Origin of the sequence: Branchiibius hedensis, from assembly GCF_900108585.1 — a bacterium.
Lineage (GTDB): Bacteria > Actinomycetota > Actinomycetes > Actinomycetales > Dermatophilaceae > Branchiibius > Branchiibius hedensis.
Genome location: NZ_UESZ01000001.1, coordinates 1,326,563 through 1,347,120 on the forward strand (window position 1 = coordinate 1,326,563; position 20,558 = coordinate 1,347,120).

Below are 20,558 nucleotides of genomic sequence, written 5' to 3' on the forward strand. Positions count from 1 at the left end.
GTCAGCAGATCGCGTCGGTGAACCGGCGCAGCGACGACGGGTAGCGAGCCACGTCCGGGTCCGTCGAGCCGGCCAGCGCCGCGCGCAGAACGTCGCGCAGCGCCTCGGCGTCGCGATCGAGGTCGTGCAGCGTGAATGCACGGAATGCCTGCACGACAACGCTGTTCGGGCGTTCCTCGGCCAACGCATCCAGGATCGCCAGCGAGTCCTCCAGCCGCCCGAGGTGCCGCAGCGTGCTCGCCTTCTGGATCAGCGCCCGGTGTCGGAACGGTTCGTTCAGGCCGCCGTCGATGGCGAGGTCGTAGTGGCCCAGCGCTTCCTGCTCAAGACCTGCGCTGTCGAAGGTTCCGGCGTACTCGTACCGCAGCCGGGCGTCTTCCGGATGCTGCGCCACCAAAGCCGCCGCGCGCTCGATGCGCAACCGGTCGTCCTCGATCGTCCACAGGTCATCGATCGCCGCGTCCAACTCGTGCCGACCCGCTGCGGTGAGGACCTTGCGCCGGATGGCCGCAGCATCGTCCTCGTGACCCCCCTGCGCGATCAGCCAGTCGTGCAGTGTCGCGCGGTCTTCGTGGGTCATCAGAGCAACGACATCACCGGGCCGGGACTGCTCCAGAAGGGTTGCCAGAGCTGAGGGTTCGTCGTCACTCAGACCGATCGGGACAGCGCCGGCGCGGGCCAGTCCCTCCCGCATCAGGCCCATCATCTCGTCCTTGTTGCGGTCGCGCAGGTAGTGCTCCTTGTGGACCAGCAGCACCTGATCGGCGACCAGTCCCGCCTGCTCGCCCAGGTTGACCAGGATCTCGTCGGTGCGGTCGCCACCGGTGCCCAGTCCCAGCCACAACTCGGCTCCTGGTGGACGCAGCCCCGAAGCGACCGTCAGCAGCGCCGCCAGCCCGGCCTCGTTGTGGGCCATATCCAGCACGACCGTCGCCTCCCGCAGGGAGTAGATGTTCATCCGGCCCGGGTTGTGGGCGACGTCCGGCGCGAACGTGCGCAGTCCCTCGATCACGGCCTCCCGCGGCAGACCGGCGGCCAGCCCAGCGGCGGCACCGGCGAGGGCATTGGCGACGTTCTGCTCGGACAGTCCGGCCAGCGTGATCGGTACGTCGAGGACGTTGATCAACCGCTCGAGTTCACCGTGCTCGTCGATCGTGACGATGTCCCCGTCGAGCACCGTGATGCCGCGACCACGCACCGCCTGTGACTCGCGCAGAGCAGGAGAGTCGGGGCTCAGACTGAAACACCACGGTGGGGCCGGTGCCGTTGCCCGCATGGTCCACACCCTCGGGTCGTCGCCGTTCAGCACCACCCAGCCGGAGGTGACCTTCGTGACGATCGCCTTCACCTCGGCCAACTGGTCGAGCGTGTCGACTCCCTGCATGCCGAGGTGATCGGCACTGACGTTGGTGACGACGCTGACATCGTTGGTCGCCACTCCAAGACCTTTGAACAGCATTCCGCCACGGGCGGTTTCGAGGACCGCGAACTCGACACCGGGTGCGGTCAGCACCGTCCGGGCACCCGCGGGGCCGGAGTAGTCACCGGAGACGACCACGTCCCCCTGGACCAAGACACCGTCGGTCGAGCTCCACCCGGTGCGCAGTCCCGCCGTCATCGCCAGGTGCGCGATCAGCCGCGTCGTGGTGGTCTTCCCGTTGGTTCCCGTCACGGAGACGGTCGGCACCTGGGGCGTGATCGGCTCCAGCAGCTCATCGGCGGGCGCACCGCGCACGGTCGCTGCCGCCTGCGTCCAGACCCCCGGATCCAACCCGTCCTCGATGGCCGCGTCCAACACCGAACCCAGGGCCGTGCCCAGGGCCTGTGCGCGGCCCCGGCTGCGGACCGGGCAGGCCAGGACGACCTGGTGCGGCTGCTCACCCGATCGCACGCGGATCCCCAGTCTGGTGATTCCCGCCTCCCGTGAGATCCGCCGCACCACCGGCGGCAACAGACTCATCAGGGCGCGTTGGCGGGCGGCGCTGTCCGGCGCCCCGACGACCGATCGCCGTACGCCGAGTTCACTGGCCAGGACCAGGAAGCGTGCCGGAGGGCAGGAGAGCAACTCTGGAAGGTCCAGCGTGAGTTTGGCTGCGGGGCGGGGAAAGTAGAGGTTCGGCCCTTCCAGGACCCGCACCGCAACTCGCGTCATGGGTCCAGCGTAGGCGGCTACTGGCCCATCGCGTGCACACCGCCATCGACGTGCACGATCTCACCGGTCGTGGCCGGGAACCAGTCCGACAGCAACGCCACGCAGGCGCGCGCAGCGGGTTCTGGATCGCGCACATCCCACCCGAGGGGGGCGCGCGTGGACCAGGTGTTCTCGAACTGCTCGAAACCGGGGATCGACTTGGCCGCGGTTGTCCGGATCGGACCCGCAGCGACCAGATTGCACCGGACCCCGCGCGGACCGAGATCGCGCGCCAGGTAGCGGTTCGTCGACTCGAACGCCGCTTTGGCGACTCCCATCCAGTCGTACACCGGCCAGGCGAACTTGGCATCGAAGGTCAACCCCACCACCGACGAACCCTGTTGCAGCACAGGCAGAGTCGCGACCGACAAGGCCTTGAGCGAGTACGCCGAGGCGTGCAGGGCCGTCGCGACGTCCTCCCAGGTGCCGCTGAGGAAGTCGAACGCGCCCGGTGGGGCGAAACCGATCGAGTGCAGCACCCCGTCCAGGCCGTCGACGTGCTCGCCGAGACGTTCGGCGAGCGAGTCCAGGTCCTCTTGGGAGGTCACGTCGAGTTCCAGCACCGGCGGTGTCTGCGGCAGTCGCTTGGCGATGGTCTGGGTGATCTTCATCGTTCGGCCGAAGGAGGTGAGCACCACCTGCGCCCCCTCTTCCTGGGCCAACCGGGCCACGTGGAAGGCGATGGAGGAGTCCATCAGGACCCCGGTGATCAGCAGGCGTTTGCCCTCGAGCAGACCCATCTCAGTGCCCCATTCCCAGTCCGCCGTCCACTGGGACGACTGCTCCGCTGATGTACGCCGCGTCATCGCTGGCGAGGAACCGCACCGCTCGTGCGATGTCCTTGGTGCTACCGAACCGACCGGCCGGGATCGCCGCCAGATAGGCATCCTGCTGCGCTTGCGGCAACGCTGCGGTCATGTCGGTGTCGATGAAACCGGGCGCCACGACATTCGCGGTGATGCCCCGCCCACCCAGTTCGCGGGTGATGGAGCGGGCCAATCCGATCAAACCCGCCTTGGAGGCCGCGTAGTTGCCCTGCCCCGGCGAGCCGTAGAGCGCGACGACGCTGGAGATGAAGATCAGCCGGCCGAACCGCCGCTGGATCATGCTCTTGCTGGCCCGTCGGGCCACCCGGAAGGCTCCGGCCAGGTTGGTGTCGAGCACGCGATCGAAGTCGTCGTCACTCATCCGCATCAACAGGGTGTCGGCGGTGATACCCGCATTCGCCACGACCACCTCGATCGGGCCGCCGCACCAGTGCTCCGCCTCGGTGAACGCGGCGTCCACCGACGCACTGTCGGTGACATCGGCCGCGACTGCGTACGCGCCGTCCGGACCCTCACCGGTGCGTGAGGTGACGACGACCTTGTGGCCCTGGTCGACGAACGCGGCGGCGATGGCGTAGCCAATCCCGCGGTTACCGCCCGTCACCAGGACATTTCGTGGGACTGCCTCGGATTCGACCTCGCTCTGGCTCACCCGCGCGACGTTAGTGCACTACTGGGGGGTAGTCCCTATCGGCGACCCGGCGCCTATCCTGAACGGGTGAGTGACAAGCCCAGCGTGCCGTCGGCAACGAATCTGCCGGCGTCGCCCAAGGGCGACCAGTCCATCCGGATGCGTAACTACACCATCTCGATGACGATTCGAACGCTGTGCTTCGTGCTGGCGATCTTCACCCATGGCTGGATCCGGTGGGTTTTCGCGATCGCGGCCATTCTGCTGCCCTACGTCGCCGTTGTGCTCGCCAACGCGAGTAATCAACGGCGCGTCGATGTCCGCGGTTCGGTGCGACCGCGACGGGCCGACCAGCAGTTGCCCTCCGGCCGATCCTGACGGGCACTGTCGGGAGTTCTCCGCCGAGTTGCGGGGCGAGTGGCCCTGTGCGCCATTGCGTGCCACGATCAAGGCATGTCCAAAAACCTCCTGCTCACCGCCGCCTCAACCGTCGCCGCCGCCGCGGTGCTCTCAGCGTGCGGCTCATCCGTCACCGTCAACCCCACCGCCACCGGTGCAGGTACGACTACGACCACCTCCCAGGCACCGACCGAAACCACCACCAGCGACACCCCGAGCGAAACCACCACCAGCGAGATGCCGAGCGAGACCACCACCTCGGAGACCAGTTCCGAGGCACCGACGTCGACCAGCACCGCCGCGCCGAGCCCGTCGACCAGCGTCGACGCGATTCACAAGGCCGCGTTCCTGAAGGTGGTGAAGCAGCGCTTCCCCACGATCACCGACGAAGCCGCGCTGGCGGATGGCCAGTGGGTCTGCGGCGAAATGGGCCAGGACAAGAACATCCTGACGGTCATCGGCGACCTGAAGGACAAGCACCCCGACTGGAGCACCACCAACGCCGGCTACTTCCTCGGCGTGTCCATCGGTGCCCTGTGCCCGCAGTACACCTCCAAGGTGACGGCCGGCGCCTGATCGCAGTCAGCGGCGCGGTCAGCCGCCAATGCTCGACATCGGCCGCTCGGGTTGCACGAAATCCGGGCGGCCGATCCCGTGTCCACGGGCTTTGCGCCACATGGTTGCGCGGATGATGGCGACCAGTTCCTCGTCGCTTGCGCCGGCCCGCAGGGGGTCGCGCAGGTTGCCCTCATCCTGCGCGAACAGGCAGTTGCGCACTTGCCCGTCAGCGGTCAGCCGCACCCGGTCACACGATCCGCAGAACGGCGCGGTGACGCTGGCAATGATTCCGACGGTCGCTGGTCCACCGTCCACGGTGAACCGTTCGGCCGGCGCACTGCCCCGCTCCTGCACCGGCGTCAGCCCGAAGGTCTTCCCCAACGTGGCCAGCAATTCATCCCTGGTCAGCATGGTGGCGCGATCCCAGGTGTGCCCGGCGTCCAGCGGCATCTGCTCGATGAACCGCAGGTTGTAGCCGCGGTCCACGCACCACGAGAGCAGCCGGACCGGGTCTTCCCCGTCCCGGGTCGCGACCGCATTGACCTTCACCGGCAGTAGATCGGCATCGGCTGCCGCCTTGAGCCCGCGCTCCACGTCGTGGAACCGATCGCGCCGGGTCAACCGCGCATAGATCTGGGGGTCGACGGCGTCCAAGGACACGTTGACCCGGTTCAGACCCGCTTCGGCCAGTGGCTCGGCCAACCGGTCGAGGCCGATCCCGTTGGTCGTCAACGACAACTCGGGCCGCGGGGCCAAGCCGGCCAATCGGCGTACGACGCCCGGCAGTCCTCGGCGCAGCAGCGGCTCCCCGCCGGTCAAGCGGACCGACGTGACACCCTCGGCGACGAACAGACCGACCACGCGCACCAACTCGTCATCGGTCAGGTGTTCGCTGCGCGGCAACCAGTTCAGACCCTCTTCGGGCATGCAGTAGGTGCAGCGGAGATTACAGCGGTCGGTGAGCGAGACCCGTAGGTCGGTCCCCACCCGACCGAACTGGTCGGCCAACGTCATAGGCCCCACCCTATGCCGAGTAACGTCAGGGGGTGCTTGCGAAGCTGACCGAACGGCGGTGGCTGACCTGGTTGTTGGTCGCCACGGTCTGGGCCGTCGGTTGTTTCTTCCTCGGGTTGTGGCAGTGGCATCGCTTCAGTGACAAGCACACCGCCCAGGAACAACTGCACGTCAACTACGACGCCACCCCGGTTCCGTTGGCCGACGGCGTCGGCAGCGGCCGCAACTGGTTGCGGGTCACCATGACCGGCACCTACCTCGCCGATCAGCAGGTCCTGGCCCGCAACCGGCCCAACGACGGAGACTTCGGCTACGAGGTTCTCGTCCCCTTGCGGCTCACCTCCGCCGCGGATGGAGCAGGCATCGTGATCGTGGACCGCGGCTGGGTCCCCAACGGAGCGACGGCATCGGCGCCCGACTCGGTGCCCGCCGTACCCTCCGGTCAGGTCACGGTCGTCGGCTGGCTTCGCCCGTTCGAACCCAATCTGGCTAAGCCGGCGGTCCCCCGCCAGGTGGCCTCGATCTATCTGCCCGACATCGTCGCGGCAGCCGGGCTGAGTGCGTCGGACGTGGTCAGCAGCAACTACGTCCTCATGCAATCGGAACGTACGGCGGCGGGCGACTCCCCCGCCCGACCCGCGGCGCTGCCCGAGCCGGACCCGGGCTCCTACGCCGGGATCAACCTGTCGTACGCGATCCAGTGGTGGATCGGCATGATCGCCGGCTACGGGTTCGTGATCATGCGCGCCCGGCGGGAGCTGCGGGATGAACGCGCGCCGGCCACACCGCAGGCGAGCCCACCCCGGCCGGTCAAAGCCAAGAAGGTCCGGATCTGGGACGAGGAAGACGAGTAATCGGCGCCTCAGGCCAACGCCACGAGGTCGGCGTAGTCCGGACCCCACAGGTCCTCCACACCATCGGGCAGCAGCAGCACCCGATCCGGCTCCAGCGCGTGCACCGCGCCCTCGTCGTGAGTCACCAGCACCACGGCCCCTTCGAAGGCGTGCAAGGCGCCCAGGATCTCCTCCCGCGAGGCCGGATCGAGGTTGTTGGTCGGTTCGTCGAGCAGCAGGACGTTCGCGGAGGACACCACCAGTAATGCCAGCGACAGCCGGGTCTTCTCGCCACCGGACAACACCCCGGCCGGTTTGTCGACGTCGTCCCCGCTGAACAGGAACGAGCCGAGTACCTTGCGGGTCTCGGTCTCCCCCAGCTCGGGGGCCGCGGACTTCATGTTGTCCAGCACGGTGCGATCCATATCGAGGTTCTCGTGCTCCTGGGCGTAGTAGCCCAGCCGCAGCCCGTGCCCGTGCTCCACGACACCGGTGTCCGGTGGATCGATACCGGCCAGGATCCGCAGCAACGTGGTCTTACCGGCCCCGTTCAGACCGAGGACCACGACCCGCGATCCACGGTCGATGGCCAGATCCACGTCGGTGAAGATCTCCAGCGAGCCGTAGGAGCGGGACAGGCCGTCGGCCATCAGCGGCGTCTTCCCGCAGGGCGCCGGCTTGGGGAACCGCAGTTTGGCAACCCGGTCGCTTTGACGCTCACCCTCCACCGAATTCAGCAGGCGCTCGGCCCGACGGGCCATGTTCTGGGCAGCGGTGGCCTTCGTCGCTTTCGCCCGCATCTTGTCGGCCTGGGCCAGGAGGGTCGCGGCCTTCTTCTGCGCGTTCTGCAGTTCGCGTTTGCGCCGGCGTTCGTCGGTCTCGCGCTGCTGTAAGTACGTCTTCCACCCGACGTTGTACTGATCGATGACCTGTCGGTTGGCGTCCAGGTGGAACACCCGGTTGACGACCTTCTCCAGCAGATCGACGTCGTGGCTGATGATGATCAACCCGCCGGAGTAGCTGGCCAGGTGGTCGCGCAACCAGACGATGGAGTCCGCGTCCAGGTGGTTGGTGGGTTCATCCAGCAACAGCGTTTCCGCGCCGGAGAAGAGGATCCGGGCCAGCTCGACCCGGCGGCGCTGACCACCGGACAACGTCGACAGCGGCTGTTCGAGGATGCGCTCGGGCAACCCGAGACTCGAGGCGATGGCGGCGGCCTCGGACTGCGCGGCGTACCCGCCGGCGGCTTCGAACTCGGCCTCCCGCCGGGAGTAGCGGCGCATCGCGCGCTCGGCGACGGCCGGATCGTCCTCACCCATCTGCGCTGCGGAGACAGCGAGGTCACGGACGATCACGTCAAGGGAGCGGGCGGCCAGGATGCGGTCGCGGGCCATTACGGACAGGTCGCCGGTGCGCGGGTCCTGGGGTAGGTAGCCGACTTCGCCGCTGGAGGTGACCGAGCCCGCCGCCGGTTGGCTCTGGCTGGCCAGGACCTTCGTCAGGGTCGTCTTGCCCGCCCCGTTACGGCCGACCAGGCCGATGCGATCACCCGCAGCCACCCGGAAGCTGGCGTCGGACAACAGGAGTCGGGAACCGGCACGCAGTTCGATGTCGGTCGCTACGATCACGTGAAGCGATTCTAGTCGCGCGCCCGCTTGCACCCCCAATCGTTAACGGTGATGATCAGCCCATGACGTTCAACGACAACGTCGGACTCGACACCTCGCAGGTGCAGTCCGGTGGATCAGGTGGGGGCTACGGCGGCGGCGGCGGGGTCGGCCGCGGGGGCGTGGCGATCGGCGGTATCGGCGGCATCATCATCATGATCCTGACCGCCATCTTCGGGGGGAACCTGTTGGGGTCCAGCGGCACCTCGAACGCATTGGACAACACCAGTGAGGTCTCGTCGAACTCCGGCTCCATCACCGACCAGTTCAGCGAATGCAAGACCGGCGCGGACGCCAACAGCAACGACACCTGCCGGGTGATCGCGACCGTCAACAGTGTGCAGAACTTCTGGTCGGGGTATCTACCCAAGTACGGCCAGAACTACACCCCGGCCAAGACGGTCCTGTACTCCGGTCAGACGCAGTCCGGTTGCGGCACGGCGACCTCCGACATGGGCCCGTTCTACTGCCCGCTGGACCAGAAGGTCTACGTGGACGTCTCCTTCTACCAGGAGTTGAGCAGTAAGTACGGCGCCGACACCGGTGCGCTGGCCAAGGAATACGTGATCGCGCACGAGTACGGTCACCACATCCAGAACATCTTCGGGGTGCTGGGTGCTTCGCAGCAGGACCCCCAGGGTGCCAACAGTGCGTCGGTGCGCACCGAGTTGCAGGCCGACTGCTACGCCGGTCTGTGGGTCCGGTACGCCTCGCAGACCACCGACTCCCAGGGCAACGTTTACATCAAGGACATCACCGACACCGACATCAGGTCGGCGCTGTCCGCGGCTGCTGCGGTGGGCGATGATCACATCCAGGCCCAGGCGACGGGCCGGGTCCGCCCGGACACGTTCACGCACGGCACCTCGGCGCAGCGGCAGAAGTGGTTCTACACCGGCTACTCGACCGGCGACCTGAACCGTTGCGACACGTTCAACGCAGCCTCACTGGGCTGACCGCTGGGCTGAGCTTCGGGGCGCGATCAGCGCGGCGTCGAGCCCTCAGATGTTGAAGCCCAGGGCGCGCAGCATCTCGCGGCCATCGTCGGTGATCTTGTCCGGACCCCACGGCGGCATCCACACCCAGTTGATGCGGTGCGTGGAGACCAGACCTTCGAGCGCGGCGGCCGTCTGGTCCTCGATGACGTCGGTCAGCGGGCAGGCCGCACTGGTCAGCGTCATGTCGAGCACAGCGTTGGCCTCACCGTCGACCGTGATGCCGTAGACCAGCCCAAGGTCGACCACGTTGATCCCGAGTTCGGGGTCGACGACGTCGCGCATCGCTTCTTCGACGTCCGCGACGTTGACAGGGTTGGTGGTCTCAGTCATGCGGTTTCCTCCTGGGTGCGGCTGAGCGCGTCGAGATAGGCCGACCACGCCAGCAGAGCGCATTTGACCCGCGCGGGGTATTTGGCGACACCGGCGAACGCGACCCCGTCGCCGATGAGTTCCTCATCGCCCGGATCCTGACCCCGCGAGGTCAACATCGCCTTCATCGCTTCGTACGTGGCCAGACTTTCGGTGATCGAATGGCCGATGACTTCTTCGGCGAGGACCGAGGCGGACGCCACCGAGATGGAGCAGCCGGTGGAGTCGTAGGACACGTCCTTGACCACGTCACCATCGACGTCGACCCGCAGGGTGATCTCGTCACCGCACGTGGTGTTGATGTGGTGCACCTGGGCGTCGAACGGTTCCCGAAGCCCGGCGTGCTGCGGATGCTTGTAGTGATCAAGGATCACTTCCTGGTACAGGTCCATCACACGTCCAATCCGAAGACCACCGGCACCCGGTCGAGCGCGTCGACGAAGGCGTCGATCTCCGCGAACGTGGTGTACGGCGCGAAACTGGCTCGGGTGGACGCCGGCACCTTCAGCGCGCGGTGCAGTGGCCAAGCGCAGTGATGGCCGGTGCGGACGGCGACCCCCGCGTCGTCGAGGATCTGCCCCACGTCGTGCGGGTGCACTCCCTCGATCGTGAATGCCACTGCGCCGCAGCGGATCTGCGGATCGGTCGGACCGAGGACGCGTACCCACGGTCGTTCCGCGAGGCGCTCCAGGGTGTAGGTGACCAAGGCCCGGTCGTGTGCGGCAACGTTGTCCATACCAAGACCGGCAAGGTACTGGCTGGCGGCGCCCAGACCGACGGCCTGGGCCGCCATCGGGACGCCCGCTTCGAAGCGTTGCGGCGGCGCGGCGTACGTCGATTTCTCCATCGTGACCAACTCGATCATCGAGCCACCGGTCAGGAAGGGCGGCAACGCGGCCAGCAACTCCGGGCGACCCCACAGCACCCCGATCCCGGAGGGACCGAGCATCTTGTGCCCGGAGAAGGCCAGGAAGTCCACGCCGAGGTCGGTCACGTCGACCGGCAGGTGCGGCACGGACTGGCAGGCGTCGAGCACGGACAGCGCACCGACGGCCCTGGCCCGCGCGACCAACTCGGCGACCGGATTGATGGTGCCGACAACGTTGGAGACGTGCGTGAAGGCCAGCACCTTCGTGCGCTCACCGATCGGCGCGGCCGCCAGGTCGAGGGTGCCGTCCGGCAGCACCGGGATCCAGCGCAGCGTGGCACCGGTCCGACGGCAGAACTCCTGCCACGGCACCAGATTCGCGTGGTGCTCCATCTCGGTGATGCAGACCTCGTCGCCGGGACCGATCCGCAACCGGTCCGCGATCGCCGGATCCACACCATCGAGGGCGCCGGGAGCCAGCGCGTTGGACAGGCCGTAGGTGACCAGGTTCAGCGACTCGGTGGCGTTCTTGGTGAAGACCACGTCGTCCGGCGCCGCCCCGATGAGGGCAGCGACCTGGGCGCGGGCGCTCTCGAAGGCGTCCGTCGCTTCCTCTGCGAGCTGGTGCGCGCCACGGTGGACGGCCGCGTTGTGCTGCTCGTAGAAGTCCCGTTCGGCGTCGATGACGACCCGCGGCTTCTGTGAGGTTGCACCGGAATCCAGGTACACCAACGGTTTCCCGTCCCGCACGGTGCGCGCGAGGATCGGGAAGTCGGCCCGGATCGTGCTCAGGTCCAGCGCGGTCGCATCCGGGGTGGCCACGCCGGGGTCGGCGTGTGTGGTCACGAAGCGGTCGCCCCCTGCAGGTAGCGGTCGTAGCCCTCGTTCTCCAGGCGCTCGGCCAGTTCGGGGCCACCCTCTTCGGCGACCTTGCCGTCGACGAAGACGTGCACGAAGTCCGGCTTGATGTAGCGCAGGATCCGCGTGTAGTGGGTGATCAGCAGCACGCCCAGGTCGGTGTTGTCCTTGGCGCGGTTGACGCCCTCGGAGACGATGCGCAGCGCGTCGACGTCAAGACCGGAGTCGGTCTCGTCCAGGATCGCGATCTTGGGCTGCAGCAACTCCAACTGCAGGATCTCGTGGCGCTTCTTCTCACCACCGGAGAAGCCTTCGTTGACGTTGCGCTCGGCGAAGGCGGTGTCCATCCGCAGGTTCTCCATGGCGCCCTTGACGTCCTTGACCCAGGTGCGCAGTTTCGGCGCCTCGCCGTCGATCGCGGTCTTGGCGGTCCGCAGGAAGTTGCTCACGGTGACCCCCGGAACCTCGACCGGGTACTGCATGGCCAGGAACAGGCCGGCGCGGGCCCGCTCGTCGACGGACATCGCCAGGACGTCCTCGCCGTCGAGGGTCACGCTGCCCTGGGTGATGGTGTACTTCGGGTGCCCGGCGACGCTGTACGCCAGCGTGGACTTACCCGAACCGTTGGGGCCCATGATCGCGTGGGTCTCGCCGGAGGAGACGCTCAGGTCGACCCCTTTGAGGATCTCCTTGGTGCCTTGTTCGGTCTCGACGGTGACGTGCAGGTCACGGATTTCAAGCGTGGACATGGTTCTTCCTTCTTCAGTGATTCAGACGGGGACGCCGTTGACGGAGGTGGTGACGTCGACCAGCACGTCGCCCTCCTGCACCTTCACGGCGTAGACGGCGATGGGTTCGGTGGCCGGCAGGCTGGTGGGCTCACCGGTGTTCAGGTCGAAGGCGGAGCCGTGCAGCCAGCACTCGATGGTGCAACCGTCGACTTCGCCCTCGGACAGCGAGACGTTCGCGTGCGAGCAGGTGTCGTCGACCGCGTGGACGTGGTCGTCCTCGTCGCGCACGATCGCAACGGGTCGGCCATCGATCTCCGCCAGCGCCGGCGCATTGCGGGTCAGCTCCGCCAGGGCGCAGACACGGACGAAGTCGCTCATGCTTCGGCCTTCGAGCCAGCCGCGAGCTCGCGGTCGATCGCCTCCATCAGCGGGTCGACGATCTCGGGGATACCGATCTTGGCCACGATGTCCGCGAAGAAGCCGCGCACGACCAGCCGACGCGCCGCGTCCTCGGGGATGCCGCGGGCCTGCAGGTAGAACAACTGCTCGTCGTCGAACCGGCCGGTGGACGACGCGTGGCCCGCGCCCTCGATCTCACCGGTCTCGATCTCCAGGTTCGGCACCGAATCGGCGCGGGCCCCATCGGTCAGCACCAGGTTGCGGTTCAGCTCGTAGGTCTCGATGCCCTCGGCCTCGGCGCGGATCAACACATCCCCCACCCAGACGGTGTGGGCCGAATCCCCTTGCAGCGCACCCTTGTACGTCACCAACGAGGTGCATCGCGGCGCGTTGTGGTCGACGAACGAGCGGTGCTCCAGGTGCTGCCCGGCGTCGGCGAAGTAGACGCCCAGCAGGGTCGCGTCGCCGCCCGGTCCGTCGTACGTGACGTTGGTGTTGAGCCGCACGATGGCGCCGCCCAGGGTGACCGCGATGTGCCGGTACGTCGCGTCGCGGCGCACGATCGCGTCGTACTGGCCGAGGTGGATCGCCTCGTCCTGCCACTCGGCGGTCGTCACCAGGGTCAGGTTCGCGCCGTCCTGCACCTCGACGGTCAGCACCTCGCTGTAGTCGGCGATGCCGTGGTGGCTGAGCACCACTGTGGCGTGCGCGTGCTTGCCGACGCGGACCAGCAGGTGACCGTGCACGGTCTTGCGCTCGGCACCGGTCAGGTCGATGCGCACCGGCTCGGTCAGTTCCGCTTCGGCGGCAATGTCCAGCACCGCGACGCCACCGGAGTGCGCCGCCGCGACCGCGGCGGCCCGGTCGGCCGGGATCGCTAGGCCGAGGTCGCGCCACTCCTGCACCGAGATGGTGCTCAGGGTCGCGCCCAGCGGGAGCTCCTGCGACCAGGTGAGGCACTCGCCGGTGGCCTCGTCCCGAAACAGCGGACCGAGACGGTCGACCGGGGTGAAGCGCCACTCCTCCTCGCGACCGTTCGGGATCGCGAAGTCGGCGACGTCGAACGAGGTCTTGCGCTCGGCGCGGGACTGGTCGGGGATGACCGCGCCGCTGGCCTGAGCGGACGGGTCGACGTGAGTTTTCGAGGTGCTCTTCTCGGGCGTCAGCAACGACATCAGCCGACGGCTCCTTCCATCTGCAGTTCGATGAGGCGGTTGAGTTCGAGGGCGTACTCCATCGGCAACTCCCGGGCGATCGGCTCGACGAAACCGCGCACGATCATCGCCATCGCCTCGGTCTCGGTCAGACCGCGGGACTGCAGATAGAACATCTGGTCCTCGCTCACCTTGGAAACGGTGGCCTCGTGACCCATCTGCACGTCGTCCTCGCGGACGTCGACGTAGGGGTAGGTGTCGCTGCGGCTGATCTGGTCGACCAGCAGCGCGTCACACACCACCGAGGACTTGGAGTTGGTTGCCCCGGGCAGCACCTGGACCAGCCCGCGGTACGACGTGCGGCCACCGCCACGGGCGACGGACTTGGACACGATGGTCGAGCTGGTGTTCGGCGCGGCGTGCACCATCTTGGAACCGGCGTCCTGGTGCTGGCCCTCACCGGCGAACGCGATCGAGAGGGTCTCACCCTTGGCGTGCTCCCCGAGCAGGAAGACCGCCGGGTACTTCATGGTCACCTTGGAGCCGATGTTGCCGTCGATCCACTCCATGGTGGCGCCGGCCTCGCAGGTCGCGCGCTTTGTCACCAGGTTGTAGACGTTGTTGGACCAGTTCTGGATGGTCGTGTAGCGCACCCGGGCGTTCTTCTTGACGATGATCTCGACAACCGCGGAGTGCAGCGAGTCGGACTGGTAGATCGGCGCGGTGCAGCCCTCCACGTAGTGCACGTAGGAGTCCTCATCGGCGATGATCAGGGTGCGCTCGAACTGGCCCATGTTCTCGGTGTTGATCCGGAAGTAGGCCTGCAGCGGGATGTCGACGTGGACACCCTTGGGCACGTAGATGAACGAACCGCCCGACCACACAGCGGTGTTCAGCGAGGCGAACTTGTTGTCGCCGGCGGGGATGACGGAGCCGAAGTATTCCTTGAAGAGGTCCTCGTGCTCACGCAGACCCGTGTCGGTGTCGACGAAGATGACACCCTTCTCCTCCAGGTCCTCGCGGATCTGGTGGTAGACGACCTCGGACTCGTACTGGGCGGCGACACCGGCCACGAGGCGCTGCTTCTCCGCCTCCGGGATACCCAGCTTGTCGTAGGTGTTCTTGATGTCCTCGGGCAGTTCGTCCCAGGTGGTCGCCTGCTTCTCCGTGGACTTCACGAAGTACTTGATGTTCTGGAAGTCGATCCCGGTCAGGTCACTCCCCCAGGACGGCATGGGCTTCTTGTCGAAGAGCGACAGCGCCTTGAGGCGGAGTTTGGTCATCCACTCCGGTTCGCTCTTGCGCCCGGAGATGTCGAGGACGACGTCCTCCGACAGGCCACGGCGGGCGCTGGCGCCGGCGGTATCGGAGTCGGCCCAGCCGTACTCGTACCGTCCGATGCCTTCCAAGCCGGGGTTGAGCTCTTCGATCGTGCTCATGATTCGTCCCTTCCGGTGGTGGAGTGAGGGTGCTGACCACTGCCTGATTGAGCAGGTGTCGGCACGAAGGTCGTGCACACGTGGTCTCCGTGTGCCAGCGAAGCCAGTCTCTGTACGTGAACACCGAGCACCTGCGAGAACATTTCCGTTTCCGCTTCGCACAAGGCAGGGAACTGCTCGGCCACGTGCTGCACCGGGCAATGCCCCTGACACAACTGCACGCCCGCACCCAACGGGCGGGTGGACGTGGCGAAGCCCTTGCCGTTGAGCGCCGTCGCCAGCGCTTCGGTGCGCTCAGCCACCGTGCCCGCGTCCGGCAGATCGAGGCTGTCGGCGATCACGGCTGCCCGTCGCCGGGCGTAGGCCTGCACGGCCTCGTCGCCGCCCTGTTCGGCCAGGAAGGCCAGCAGGTCGGCCGCGAGGTCGTCGTAGTCCGATCGCAGCCGCGAGTGCCCGGCATCCGTGACGACATAAGCCCGGGCCGGTCGACCCCGGCGACGTTCGCCGTGCTGCTCACGGTGGGTATCGCGCTCGGACAACTGCCCCTCGGCCACCAGTGCATCGAGATGCCGCCGGATCGCCGTGGGTGTCACCTCGAGCAGTTCGGCGAGTTCGCCAGCGGTGATCGGGCCCTGCTCCGAGACGGTACGAAGCACCCGCTGGCGGGTGCCCGTCTCGATATTCACAACATGAGTGTTACCTAATTACCCGGAACACTTCTAGGCAGGCCAGCCTTACCTGTGCTAGAGGCGACAGCCGAGCAGTCCGCGGGACTGCTTGGCCGTCAGGTTGGTCAGCGCAGCCGCCCGGACCGTGGCCCGGAACGCGGCGTTCGTCGTCGCCCGTCGATAGACCGCCTGCCACATGGCTGGCAACGTCGACGGAGCAGCGGACACCAGGAGCATCGTGTCGCCGGCGGCGATGGCCTTGCTTGCCCGGACTCCGGGCGGGTAGATCGATGGCGCCCTGGCGGCGCTGACGTCATCGGTGATGATCGGGCCGGCGAACCGTAACTGCCCGCGCAACCAGCCGATGATGCGACTGGAGAAGACCGCGGGGTTGCTGTTATCGATCCGGCTGTACCGCGCCGACGACATCATCACGAACGGTGCGCCGGCCCGGATCGCTGCGACGAACGACCTGACGTACGGCGAGCGGACCGTGATGTTGGCATCGACCACGTTGGCGGTGGTGTCCGTGTTCGCCGACACCAGGCCGAGGCCGGGGAAGTGTTTCACCGAGACCGCGACGCCCGACTGCAGTTGGCCCTTGGTGAAGGCCACTGCCCCCTTTGTCGTCGTCGCTGAGGTGTGACCGAACTCACGCTGGAAACTGCCGATCGGCGGGTTCCAGCGGCCCACCGGAACCGTGTCAGCGACCGGGGCGAGGTTCATGTTCACCCCCGCAGCCCGCAACTGGCTCCCCCACCGCGCCGCCCTCGCCTGGATCGTCGCCGCCGACCAGCCACCCTGGGCGAGGGCAGGTGGCATCCGATCGAAACCCGACCCCTGCAACACCTGCACGTATCCGCCCTCCTGGTCGGTGGCGATGAACAGCCGCACGCCCGCGGTCGAGGTGCCCGTCAGCGCTTGCAACGACCGGTTGACACCGGCCACCGAGCCCAGGGCTGCGTGCGAGCGCCCGGTCAGCATCACGTTGCTCACGTGGTAGGTGGCGACCTGCCGGCGGGTCGTCGCACTCACCGACCCGACCCGATTGCCGACCATGAACAGTTGACCGACCTGCTGGGCCAGGGTCAGCCGGGACACCACGGTGGCCGCCGAACAACCTGCCGCGTGCGCCGTTGCGGGCAGCGCAATCGTCGGCGCCGTCATCGTCAGTGTGCCCATCGCCGCGATCAAAAGTCGCATGTGACCAAACCCATCCGTTGTTTGGCCGCGATCACCCGGGTCGCGGCCTGGCTGAGCTGTTCGCGGAACCCGGTGTCGGAGGTGGCGCGGTCGTGCACCGCCTGCCACATCTTCGGCAGCACCTGCGGCTGCGCCGACAGCAGCAGCAGGTCGCTGCCGGCGGCGATCGCCGTGACCGCTCGCTGCCCGGCAGGCAGCACCTGTGGTGCTTTGGCGCCGCTGAGGTCATCGGTGATGACCGCTCCGGAGAAGCCGAGGCCCTGGCGCAGCCAGGTCAGAACGGTCGGAGAGAACACCGCCAGATGGTCGGGGTCGATCTTCTGGTACGTCGCGGAGGACACCATCACGAACGGCACCCCGGCGTCGATCACCTGCCGGAACGCCTGGATCGACGGCGAGTTCCTGGTCGTGACGGAGTCGACGACCCGCGCGGAGAAGTCCGTGTTGGTGGTCACCGAACCCAGCCCGGGGAAGTGCTTGACACTAACGGCGACGCCCTGGGCCAGCTGACCCCTGGCGAACGCGGCCGCTCCTTGTCCCGCCGCCTGCGGGGTGTGGCCGAACTCCCGACGGAGATCGCCGACCGGCGGGTTGTTGGCCCCGGCTGCCGCGGTATCGGCGACCGGCGCGAGGTTCATGTTCACCCCAGCCGCTTTCAACTGCCGCGCCCACGCCCCGGCGCGCCCGATCAGCCGTGCTGGGCTCCAGCCACCTTGCACCAGCGCCGACGGCATCCGATCGAAGCCCGGGCCCTTGAGCACCTGGACGTTGCCACCCTCCTGGTCCGTGGCGATGAACGGCCGGATTCCAGAGACCGTCGTCAGCCGCCCCAGGTCGGAGGTGAGATCCGCGATCTGGCCGACGGACGCCGTACTGCGCCCGGTCAGCATCACGTTGCCCACGTGATGGCGCGTCGCCCACCCCGACAGTTGGTGACTCACGGACCCCACGGGATTGCCCACCATGAAGATCTGGCCGACCTGCTCGTCCAGACCGAGGTGCGCGACGACCTCCGCCGGCGTGCAGCCCCCCGCGGAGGAAGAACTGGAGGATGGCGTGCTCGATGTCGACGCACTCGATGTCGACGCACTCGGTGTCGGCGTGCTCGACGACGACTTGCTGGGCGTCGACCCGGTGCTGGTGGGCTGCTCCGACACCGACGAGGGCGTCGTTGGGGCCGCATCCGACGCCTGCGGGATGGCCACCGGCGAGCTACACGCGGCGAGGGTCACCACACCCCCAGCGATCGTCACCATCCGCGCGCGCCTGGTCACGGACCGACCCTAACCGAGGCACCTGACCCGCTCGCCTAGAATCGAGCCTTGTGACGTCCGCAGCAGTTGAGATCCGCGACGTCGTGCATTCGTACGGAACCACCCGCGCGTTGGACGGCCTGACCTGGTCGGCCCACGCCGGCCGGGTCACCTGTGTGCTCGGCCCCAACGGGGCCGGGAAAACCAGCATCATCGAGATGGCCGAAGGTTTGCGGCGACCCGACTCCGGGTCGATCCGGGTGCTCGGGGTCGACCCGTGGGGCGCTGACGCGAGCCACCGGGCCCAGGTCGGCGTGATGTTGCAGGACGGTGGACTGCCCGGCAGCGTCGCGGCCGGCCGCTTCCTCACCCACCTCACCCGGCTCTACCCCGACACCGGCCGACTACCGCAGCTGCGCGACCGGCTGGGGTTGGCCGAGTTCGAGAAGACCGCGGTACGACGCCTGTCCGGTGGGCAGCGCCAACGGGTTGCGCTCGCGGCGGCCCTGCTCCCCCGACCGGCCGTGGCCTTCCTCGACGAGCCGAGCGCCGGTCTGGATCCGCACGCCCGGCTGGACGTCTGGGACCTGGTGCGCGAAGAACGCGACCGCGGCTGCGCGGTCCTGGTGACAACCCACTCCTTCGAGGAAGCCGAGCAGTTGGCCGACGACATCGTGATCATGGCTGCGGGGCGGGTCGTGGCTGCCGGCACTCCGGCGACCGTCTCGGCGGGATCCTCCCTGGCCGACACCTACTTCGACCTGACCCGGCCGGTGCACCACCGATGACGACCACGACCGTGACCTCGGGCCTGCCCTCCCCCGCTGCCCGCGTCCGTGCCCAGGGGATCTACGAGGCGCAGACCCTGCTGCGCAACGGCGAACAACTCCTGGTGTCCGTCGTGCTGCCGGTGATGGCGCTCATCGGCCTCGCCGTCTCCACCATCCCCTCGCTCGGACCGGGCCGACGCATCGATGTCGCCGTGCCGGGCGTCCTGGCGCTCGCCGTGGTCTCCACCGCCTTCACCGGGCAGGCGATCGCCACTGGCTTCGATCGTCGGTACGGCGTGTTGCGGCTACTCGGCGCCAGCCCCCTCGGTAGGGGCGGGCTGCTGGCCGGCAAAGCACTCGCCGTACTCACCGTCGTGGCGATCCAGACCGTCGTGCTGTCCGCGATCGGGATCGGGTTCGGCTGGCGACCGCACCTGCCCGGGATCCTGGCCGGTGTCCTGCTGCTCATCCTGGGCACCTGGACCTGGGTGGCCCTCGCTCTCCTGCTGGCGGGCACCTTGCGCGCAGAGGGCGTTCTGGCGGTGGCCAACCTGATCTGGATCCTGCTGGCGGCCGGCGGGGGCCTGCTGATCCCGACCGCTCGGCTCGGCGGCCTCGGCGAGGTCGTCCGGTACCTGCCGTCGGGTGCCCTCGGCGACGGGCTGCGCGCCGCGCTGCAAGGTCACGACACCTCGCTGGTGATCCCCATCCTGGTCCTGGTCGTGTGGGGCGCAGCGGCCACGGCGCTCACCGCTCGGTTCTTCCGGTGGAGCGACTGATGGGCACGTTGCTTCCGGTGCTGCCGCGAGCCGTGCCGACGCACCGCGTGTTGCGCTTCCTGGTCTGGCTCAACCTGGTCGTCGAAGTGCTCATCGTTTGCACCGGCGGGCTCGTCCGGCTCACCGGCAGCGGTCTGGGCTGCCCGACCTGGCCGCAGTGCGTGCCGGGTTCCTACGTACCGGTGGCGCACCAGGAGCAGTCCTGGCACAAGTACATCGAATTCGGTAACCGCACGTTGACCAGCGTGGTCAGTGTCGTGGCGATCGCGCTGCTCGTCGCGATCTGGCTGTGGGCCCGCGACCGCAAGGGGCTGCTGTTGCCGGTCGGCTTGATCATCCTGGGCATCGCGATCCAGGCGGTCGTCGGCGGTATCAGCGTCCACCTCAAGCTGAACCCGGCGATCGTCGCGATCCACTTCCTGACCTCGATGCTGCTCGTCTGCGGCTCGGCGTGGCTGGTCTGGCGTGAACGCGAAGGTGACGCACCGCGAACGTGGCTGGTGCGCAAGGAGATCCGCTGGCTCGCGGTCGCAGCCTCGGTGATGACCGTGATCGTCCTGGTGCTGGGCACCATGGTCACCGGGTCCGGTCCGCACTCCGGCGACGCCTCGCAGCCTGCCCGGTTGGACATCGATCCGCGCACGACCTCCTGGCTGCACGCCGATGCCGTGATGTTGCTCCTGGGTCTGGTGCTCGCCGTACTCATCGCGGTTCGCCTGACCGCCAAGGACTCCCAGCCGTGGCGTAACTGGCTCTGGGTCCTGCTCGTGATCCTGGCGCAGGGTGTGCTGGGCTACACCCAGTACTTCCTCGGGGTGCCTGCACCGCTGGTCCTGCTGCACATGCTCGGAGCCAGCCTGCTGGTGGTCTTCGTCACCTGGGCGATGCTCAGCCTGCGCGAGCGACCGCACGACCACTGACGAATGTCACCTGCGGCACAGGACACCTG

23 protein-coding genes are annotated in these 20,558 nt (G+C 67.8%); 8 read left to right on the forward strand and 15 right to left on the reverse strand.

The genetic code is table 11. The features are described 5' to 3' along the window. Position 1 precedes the first annotated feature (1 nt). From DR843_RS06535 to fabG, 3 genes are read right to left on the reverse strand one after another with little or no spacing between them, the layout of a single operon-like run. Positions 2-2,152 carry a tetratricopeptide repeat protein gene (locus DR843_RS06535; protein WP_109684639.1) on the reverse strand — a complete coding sequence of 717 codons (2,151 nt, stop codon included), beginning with the start codon at positions 2,150-2,152 and terminating at the stop codon, positions 2-4. Between the two features lie 17 nt (positions 2,153-2,169). After that, positions 2,170-2,931: an enoyl-ACP reductase FabI gene (gene fabI / locus DR843_RS06540; RefSeq protein WP_109684640.1), complete on the reverse strand. Its 762-nt coding sequence runs from the start codon at positions 2,929-2,931 to the stop codon at positions 2,170-2,172. A 1-nt stretch (position 2,932) separates the two neighbouring features. Beyond that, positions 2,933-3,670: a 3-oxoacyl-ACP reductase FabG gene (fabG, locus tag DR843_RS06545; protein WP_109684641.1), complete on the reverse strand. Its 738-nt coding sequence runs from the start codon at positions 3,668-3,670 to the stop codon at positions 2,933-2,935. Positions 3,671-3,736: 66 nt separating this feature from the next. Here fabG and DR843_RS06550 point away from each other — a divergent pair, with 66 nt between their 5' ends. Together DR843_RS06550 and DR843_RS06555 are read left to right on the forward strand one after the other, a co-directional pair. Beyond that, on the forward strand, positions 3,737-4,027 hold the full coding sequence (locus DR843_RS06550; RefSeq protein WP_245934031.1) for a DUF3099 domain-containing protein: 291 nt from the start codon (positions 3,737-3,739) through the stop codon (positions 4,025-4,027). 75 nt (positions 4,028-4,102) lie between these two features. Next, a complete protein-coding gene (locus DR843_RS06555) occupies positions 4,103-4,624 on the forward strand; it encodes a DUF732 domain-containing protein (protein ID WP_109684642.1) in 522 nt (173 codons plus the stop codon). A gap of 18 nt (positions 4,625-4,642) precedes the next feature. Here DR843_RS06555 and moaA read toward each other — a convergent pair whose 3' ends face one another. Then, positions 4,643-5,620, reverse strand: coding sequence for a GTP 3',8-cyclase MoaA (gene moaA, locus DR843_RS06560; RefSeq protein ID WP_109684643.1), 978 nt, complete (start codon positions 5,618-5,620; stop codon positions 4,643-4,645). A 32-nt stretch (positions 5,621-5,652) separates the two neighbouring features. Between moaA and DR843_RS06565 the strand changes: the two genes are divergently transcribed. Further along, the gene (locus DR843_RS06565; protein ID WP_245934032.1) at positions 5,653-6,474 is read left to right on the forward strand and encodes an SURF1 family cytochrome oxidase biogenesis protein; all 822 of its coding nucleotides are present in this window, start codon (positions 5,653-5,655) and stop codon (positions 6,472-6,474) included. Positions 6,475-6,482: 8 nt separating this feature from the next. On the opposite strand, the gene DR843_RS06570 is transcribed toward DR843_RS06565, so the two are convergent. Continuing rightward, positions 6,483-8,081: an ABC-F family ATP-binding cassette domain-containing protein gene (locus DR843_RS06570; RefSeq protein WP_109688658.1), complete on the reverse strand. Its 1,599-nt coding sequence runs from the start codon at positions 8,079-8,081 to the stop codon at positions 6,483-6,485. A gap of 62 nt (positions 8,082-8,143) precedes the next feature. Here DR843_RS06570 and ypfJ point away from each other — a divergent pair, with 62 nt between their 5' ends. Further along, the gene (gene ypfJ / locus DR843_RS06575; protein ID WP_109684644.1) at positions 8,144-9,076 is read left to right on the forward strand and encodes a KPN_02809 family neutral zinc metallopeptidase; all 933 of its coding nucleotides are present in this window, start codon (positions 8,144-8,146) and stop codon (positions 9,074-9,076) included. Between the two features lie 45 nt (positions 9,077-9,121). Here ypfJ and DR843_RS06580 read toward each other — a convergent pair whose 3' ends face one another. The 10 genes from DR843_RS06580 to DR843_RS06625 are packed head-to-tail and all read right to left on the reverse strand — an operon-like array spanning position 9,122 to position 17,799. Next, positions 9,122-9,448, reverse strand: a complete 327-nt coding sequence (locus DR843_RS06580; protein WP_109684645.1) for a metal-sulfur cluster assembly factor — start codon at positions 9,446-9,448, stop codon at positions 9,122-9,124. Next, positions 9,445-9,879, reverse strand: coding sequence for a Fe-S cluster assembly sulfur transfer protein SufU (gene sufU / locus DR843_RS06585; protein WP_109684646.1), 435 nt, complete (start codon positions 9,877-9,879; stop codon positions 9,445-9,447). Before sufU ends, DR843_RS06580 begins: the two co-directional genes overlap by 4 nt. After that, positions 9,879-11,201 carry an aminotransferase class V-fold PLP-dependent enzyme gene (locus tag DR843_RS06590; protein WP_245934033.1) on the reverse strand — a complete coding sequence of 441 codons (1,323 nt, stop codon included), beginning with the start codon at positions 11,199-11,201 and terminating at the stop codon, positions 9,879-9,881. The genes sufU and DR843_RS06590 overlap by 1 nt, the downstream gene beginning before the upstream one ends. Beyond that, entirely contained in the window at positions 11,198-11,962 is a 765-nt protein-coding gene (gene sufC / locus DR843_RS06595) for a Fe-S cluster assembly ATPase SufC (protein WP_109684647.1), read from the reverse strand. Before sufC ends, DR843_RS06590 begins: the two co-directional genes overlap by 4 nt. Positions 11,963-11,983: 21 nt before the next feature. After that, entirely contained in the window at positions 11,984-12,322 is a 339-nt protein-coding gene (locus DR843_RS06600; protein WP_109684648.1) for a non-heme iron oxygenase ferredoxin subunit, read from the reverse strand. Beyond that, the gene (gene sufD / locus DR843_RS06605) at positions 12,319-13,518 is read right to left on the reverse strand and encodes a Fe-S cluster assembly protein SufD (protein ID WP_109684649.1); all 1,200 of its coding nucleotides are present in this window, start codon (positions 13,516-13,518) and stop codon (positions 12,319-12,321) included. The genes DR843_RS06600 and sufD overlap by 4 nt, the downstream gene beginning before the upstream one ends. After that, positions 13,518-14,936 carry a Fe-S cluster assembly protein SufB gene (gene sufB / locus DR843_RS06610; RefSeq protein ID WP_109684650.1) on the reverse strand — a complete coding sequence of 473 codons (1,419 nt, stop codon included), beginning with the start codon at positions 14,934-14,936 and terminating at the stop codon, positions 13,518-13,520. The genes sufD and sufB overlap by 1 nt, the downstream gene beginning before the upstream one ends. Next, positions 14,933-15,622: a helix-turn-helix transcriptional regulator gene (locus DR843_RS06615; RefSeq protein ID WP_109684651.1), complete on the reverse strand. Its 690-nt coding sequence runs from the start codon at positions 15,620-15,622 to the stop codon at positions 14,933-14,935. The genes sufB and DR843_RS06615 overlap by 4 nt, the downstream gene beginning before the upstream one ends. A gap of 57 nt (positions 15,623-15,679) precedes the next feature. Further along, positions 15,680-16,807, reverse strand: coding sequence for a glycoside hydrolase family 3 N-terminal domain-containing protein (locus DR843_RS06620; RefSeq protein ID WP_109684652.1), 1,128 nt, complete (start codon positions 16,805-16,807; stop codon positions 15,680-15,682). Next, complete coding sequence (locus DR843_RS06625; protein WP_281268892.1) at positions 16,795-17,799, reverse strand: glycoside hydrolase family 3 N-terminal domain-containing protein; 1,005 nt, start codon at positions 17,797-17,799, stop codon at positions 16,795-16,797. Before DR843_RS06625 ends, DR843_RS06620 begins: the two co-directional genes overlap by 13 nt. A gap of 28 nt (positions 17,800-17,827) precedes the next feature. Here DR843_RS06625 and DR843_RS06630 point away from each other — a divergent pair, with 28 nt between their 5' ends. From DR843_RS06630 to DR843_RS06645, 4 genes are read left to right on the forward strand one after another with little or no spacing between them, the layout of a single operon-like run. Continuing rightward, positions 17,828-18,094, forward strand: a complete 267-nt coding sequence (locus DR843_RS06630; protein ID WP_146202502.1) for a hypothetical protein — start codon at positions 17,828-17,830, stop codon at positions 18,092-18,094. Between the two features lie 37 nt (positions 18,095-18,131). Continuing rightward, positions 18,132-18,848 (forward strand): ABC transporter ATP-binding protein, encoded by a 717-nt coding sequence (locus DR843_RS06635; protein WP_109684655.1) that lies wholly within the window; start codon positions 18,132-18,134, stop codon positions 18,846-18,848. Continuing rightward, positions 18,845-19,609: an ABC transporter permease gene (locus DR843_RS06640; protein ID WP_109684656.1), complete on the forward strand. Its 765-nt coding sequence runs from the start codon at positions 18,845-18,847 to the stop codon at positions 19,607-19,609. Before DR843_RS06635 ends, DR843_RS06640 begins: the two co-directional genes overlap by 4 nt. Further along, positions 19,609-20,529: a COX15/CtaA family protein gene (locus DR843_RS06645; protein WP_109684657.1), complete on the forward strand. Its 921-nt coding sequence runs from the start codon at positions 19,609-19,611 to the stop codon at positions 20,527-20,529. The genes DR843_RS06640 and DR843_RS06645 overlap by 1 nt, the downstream gene beginning before the upstream one ends. Positions 20,530-20,558: the final 29 nt, after the last annotated feature.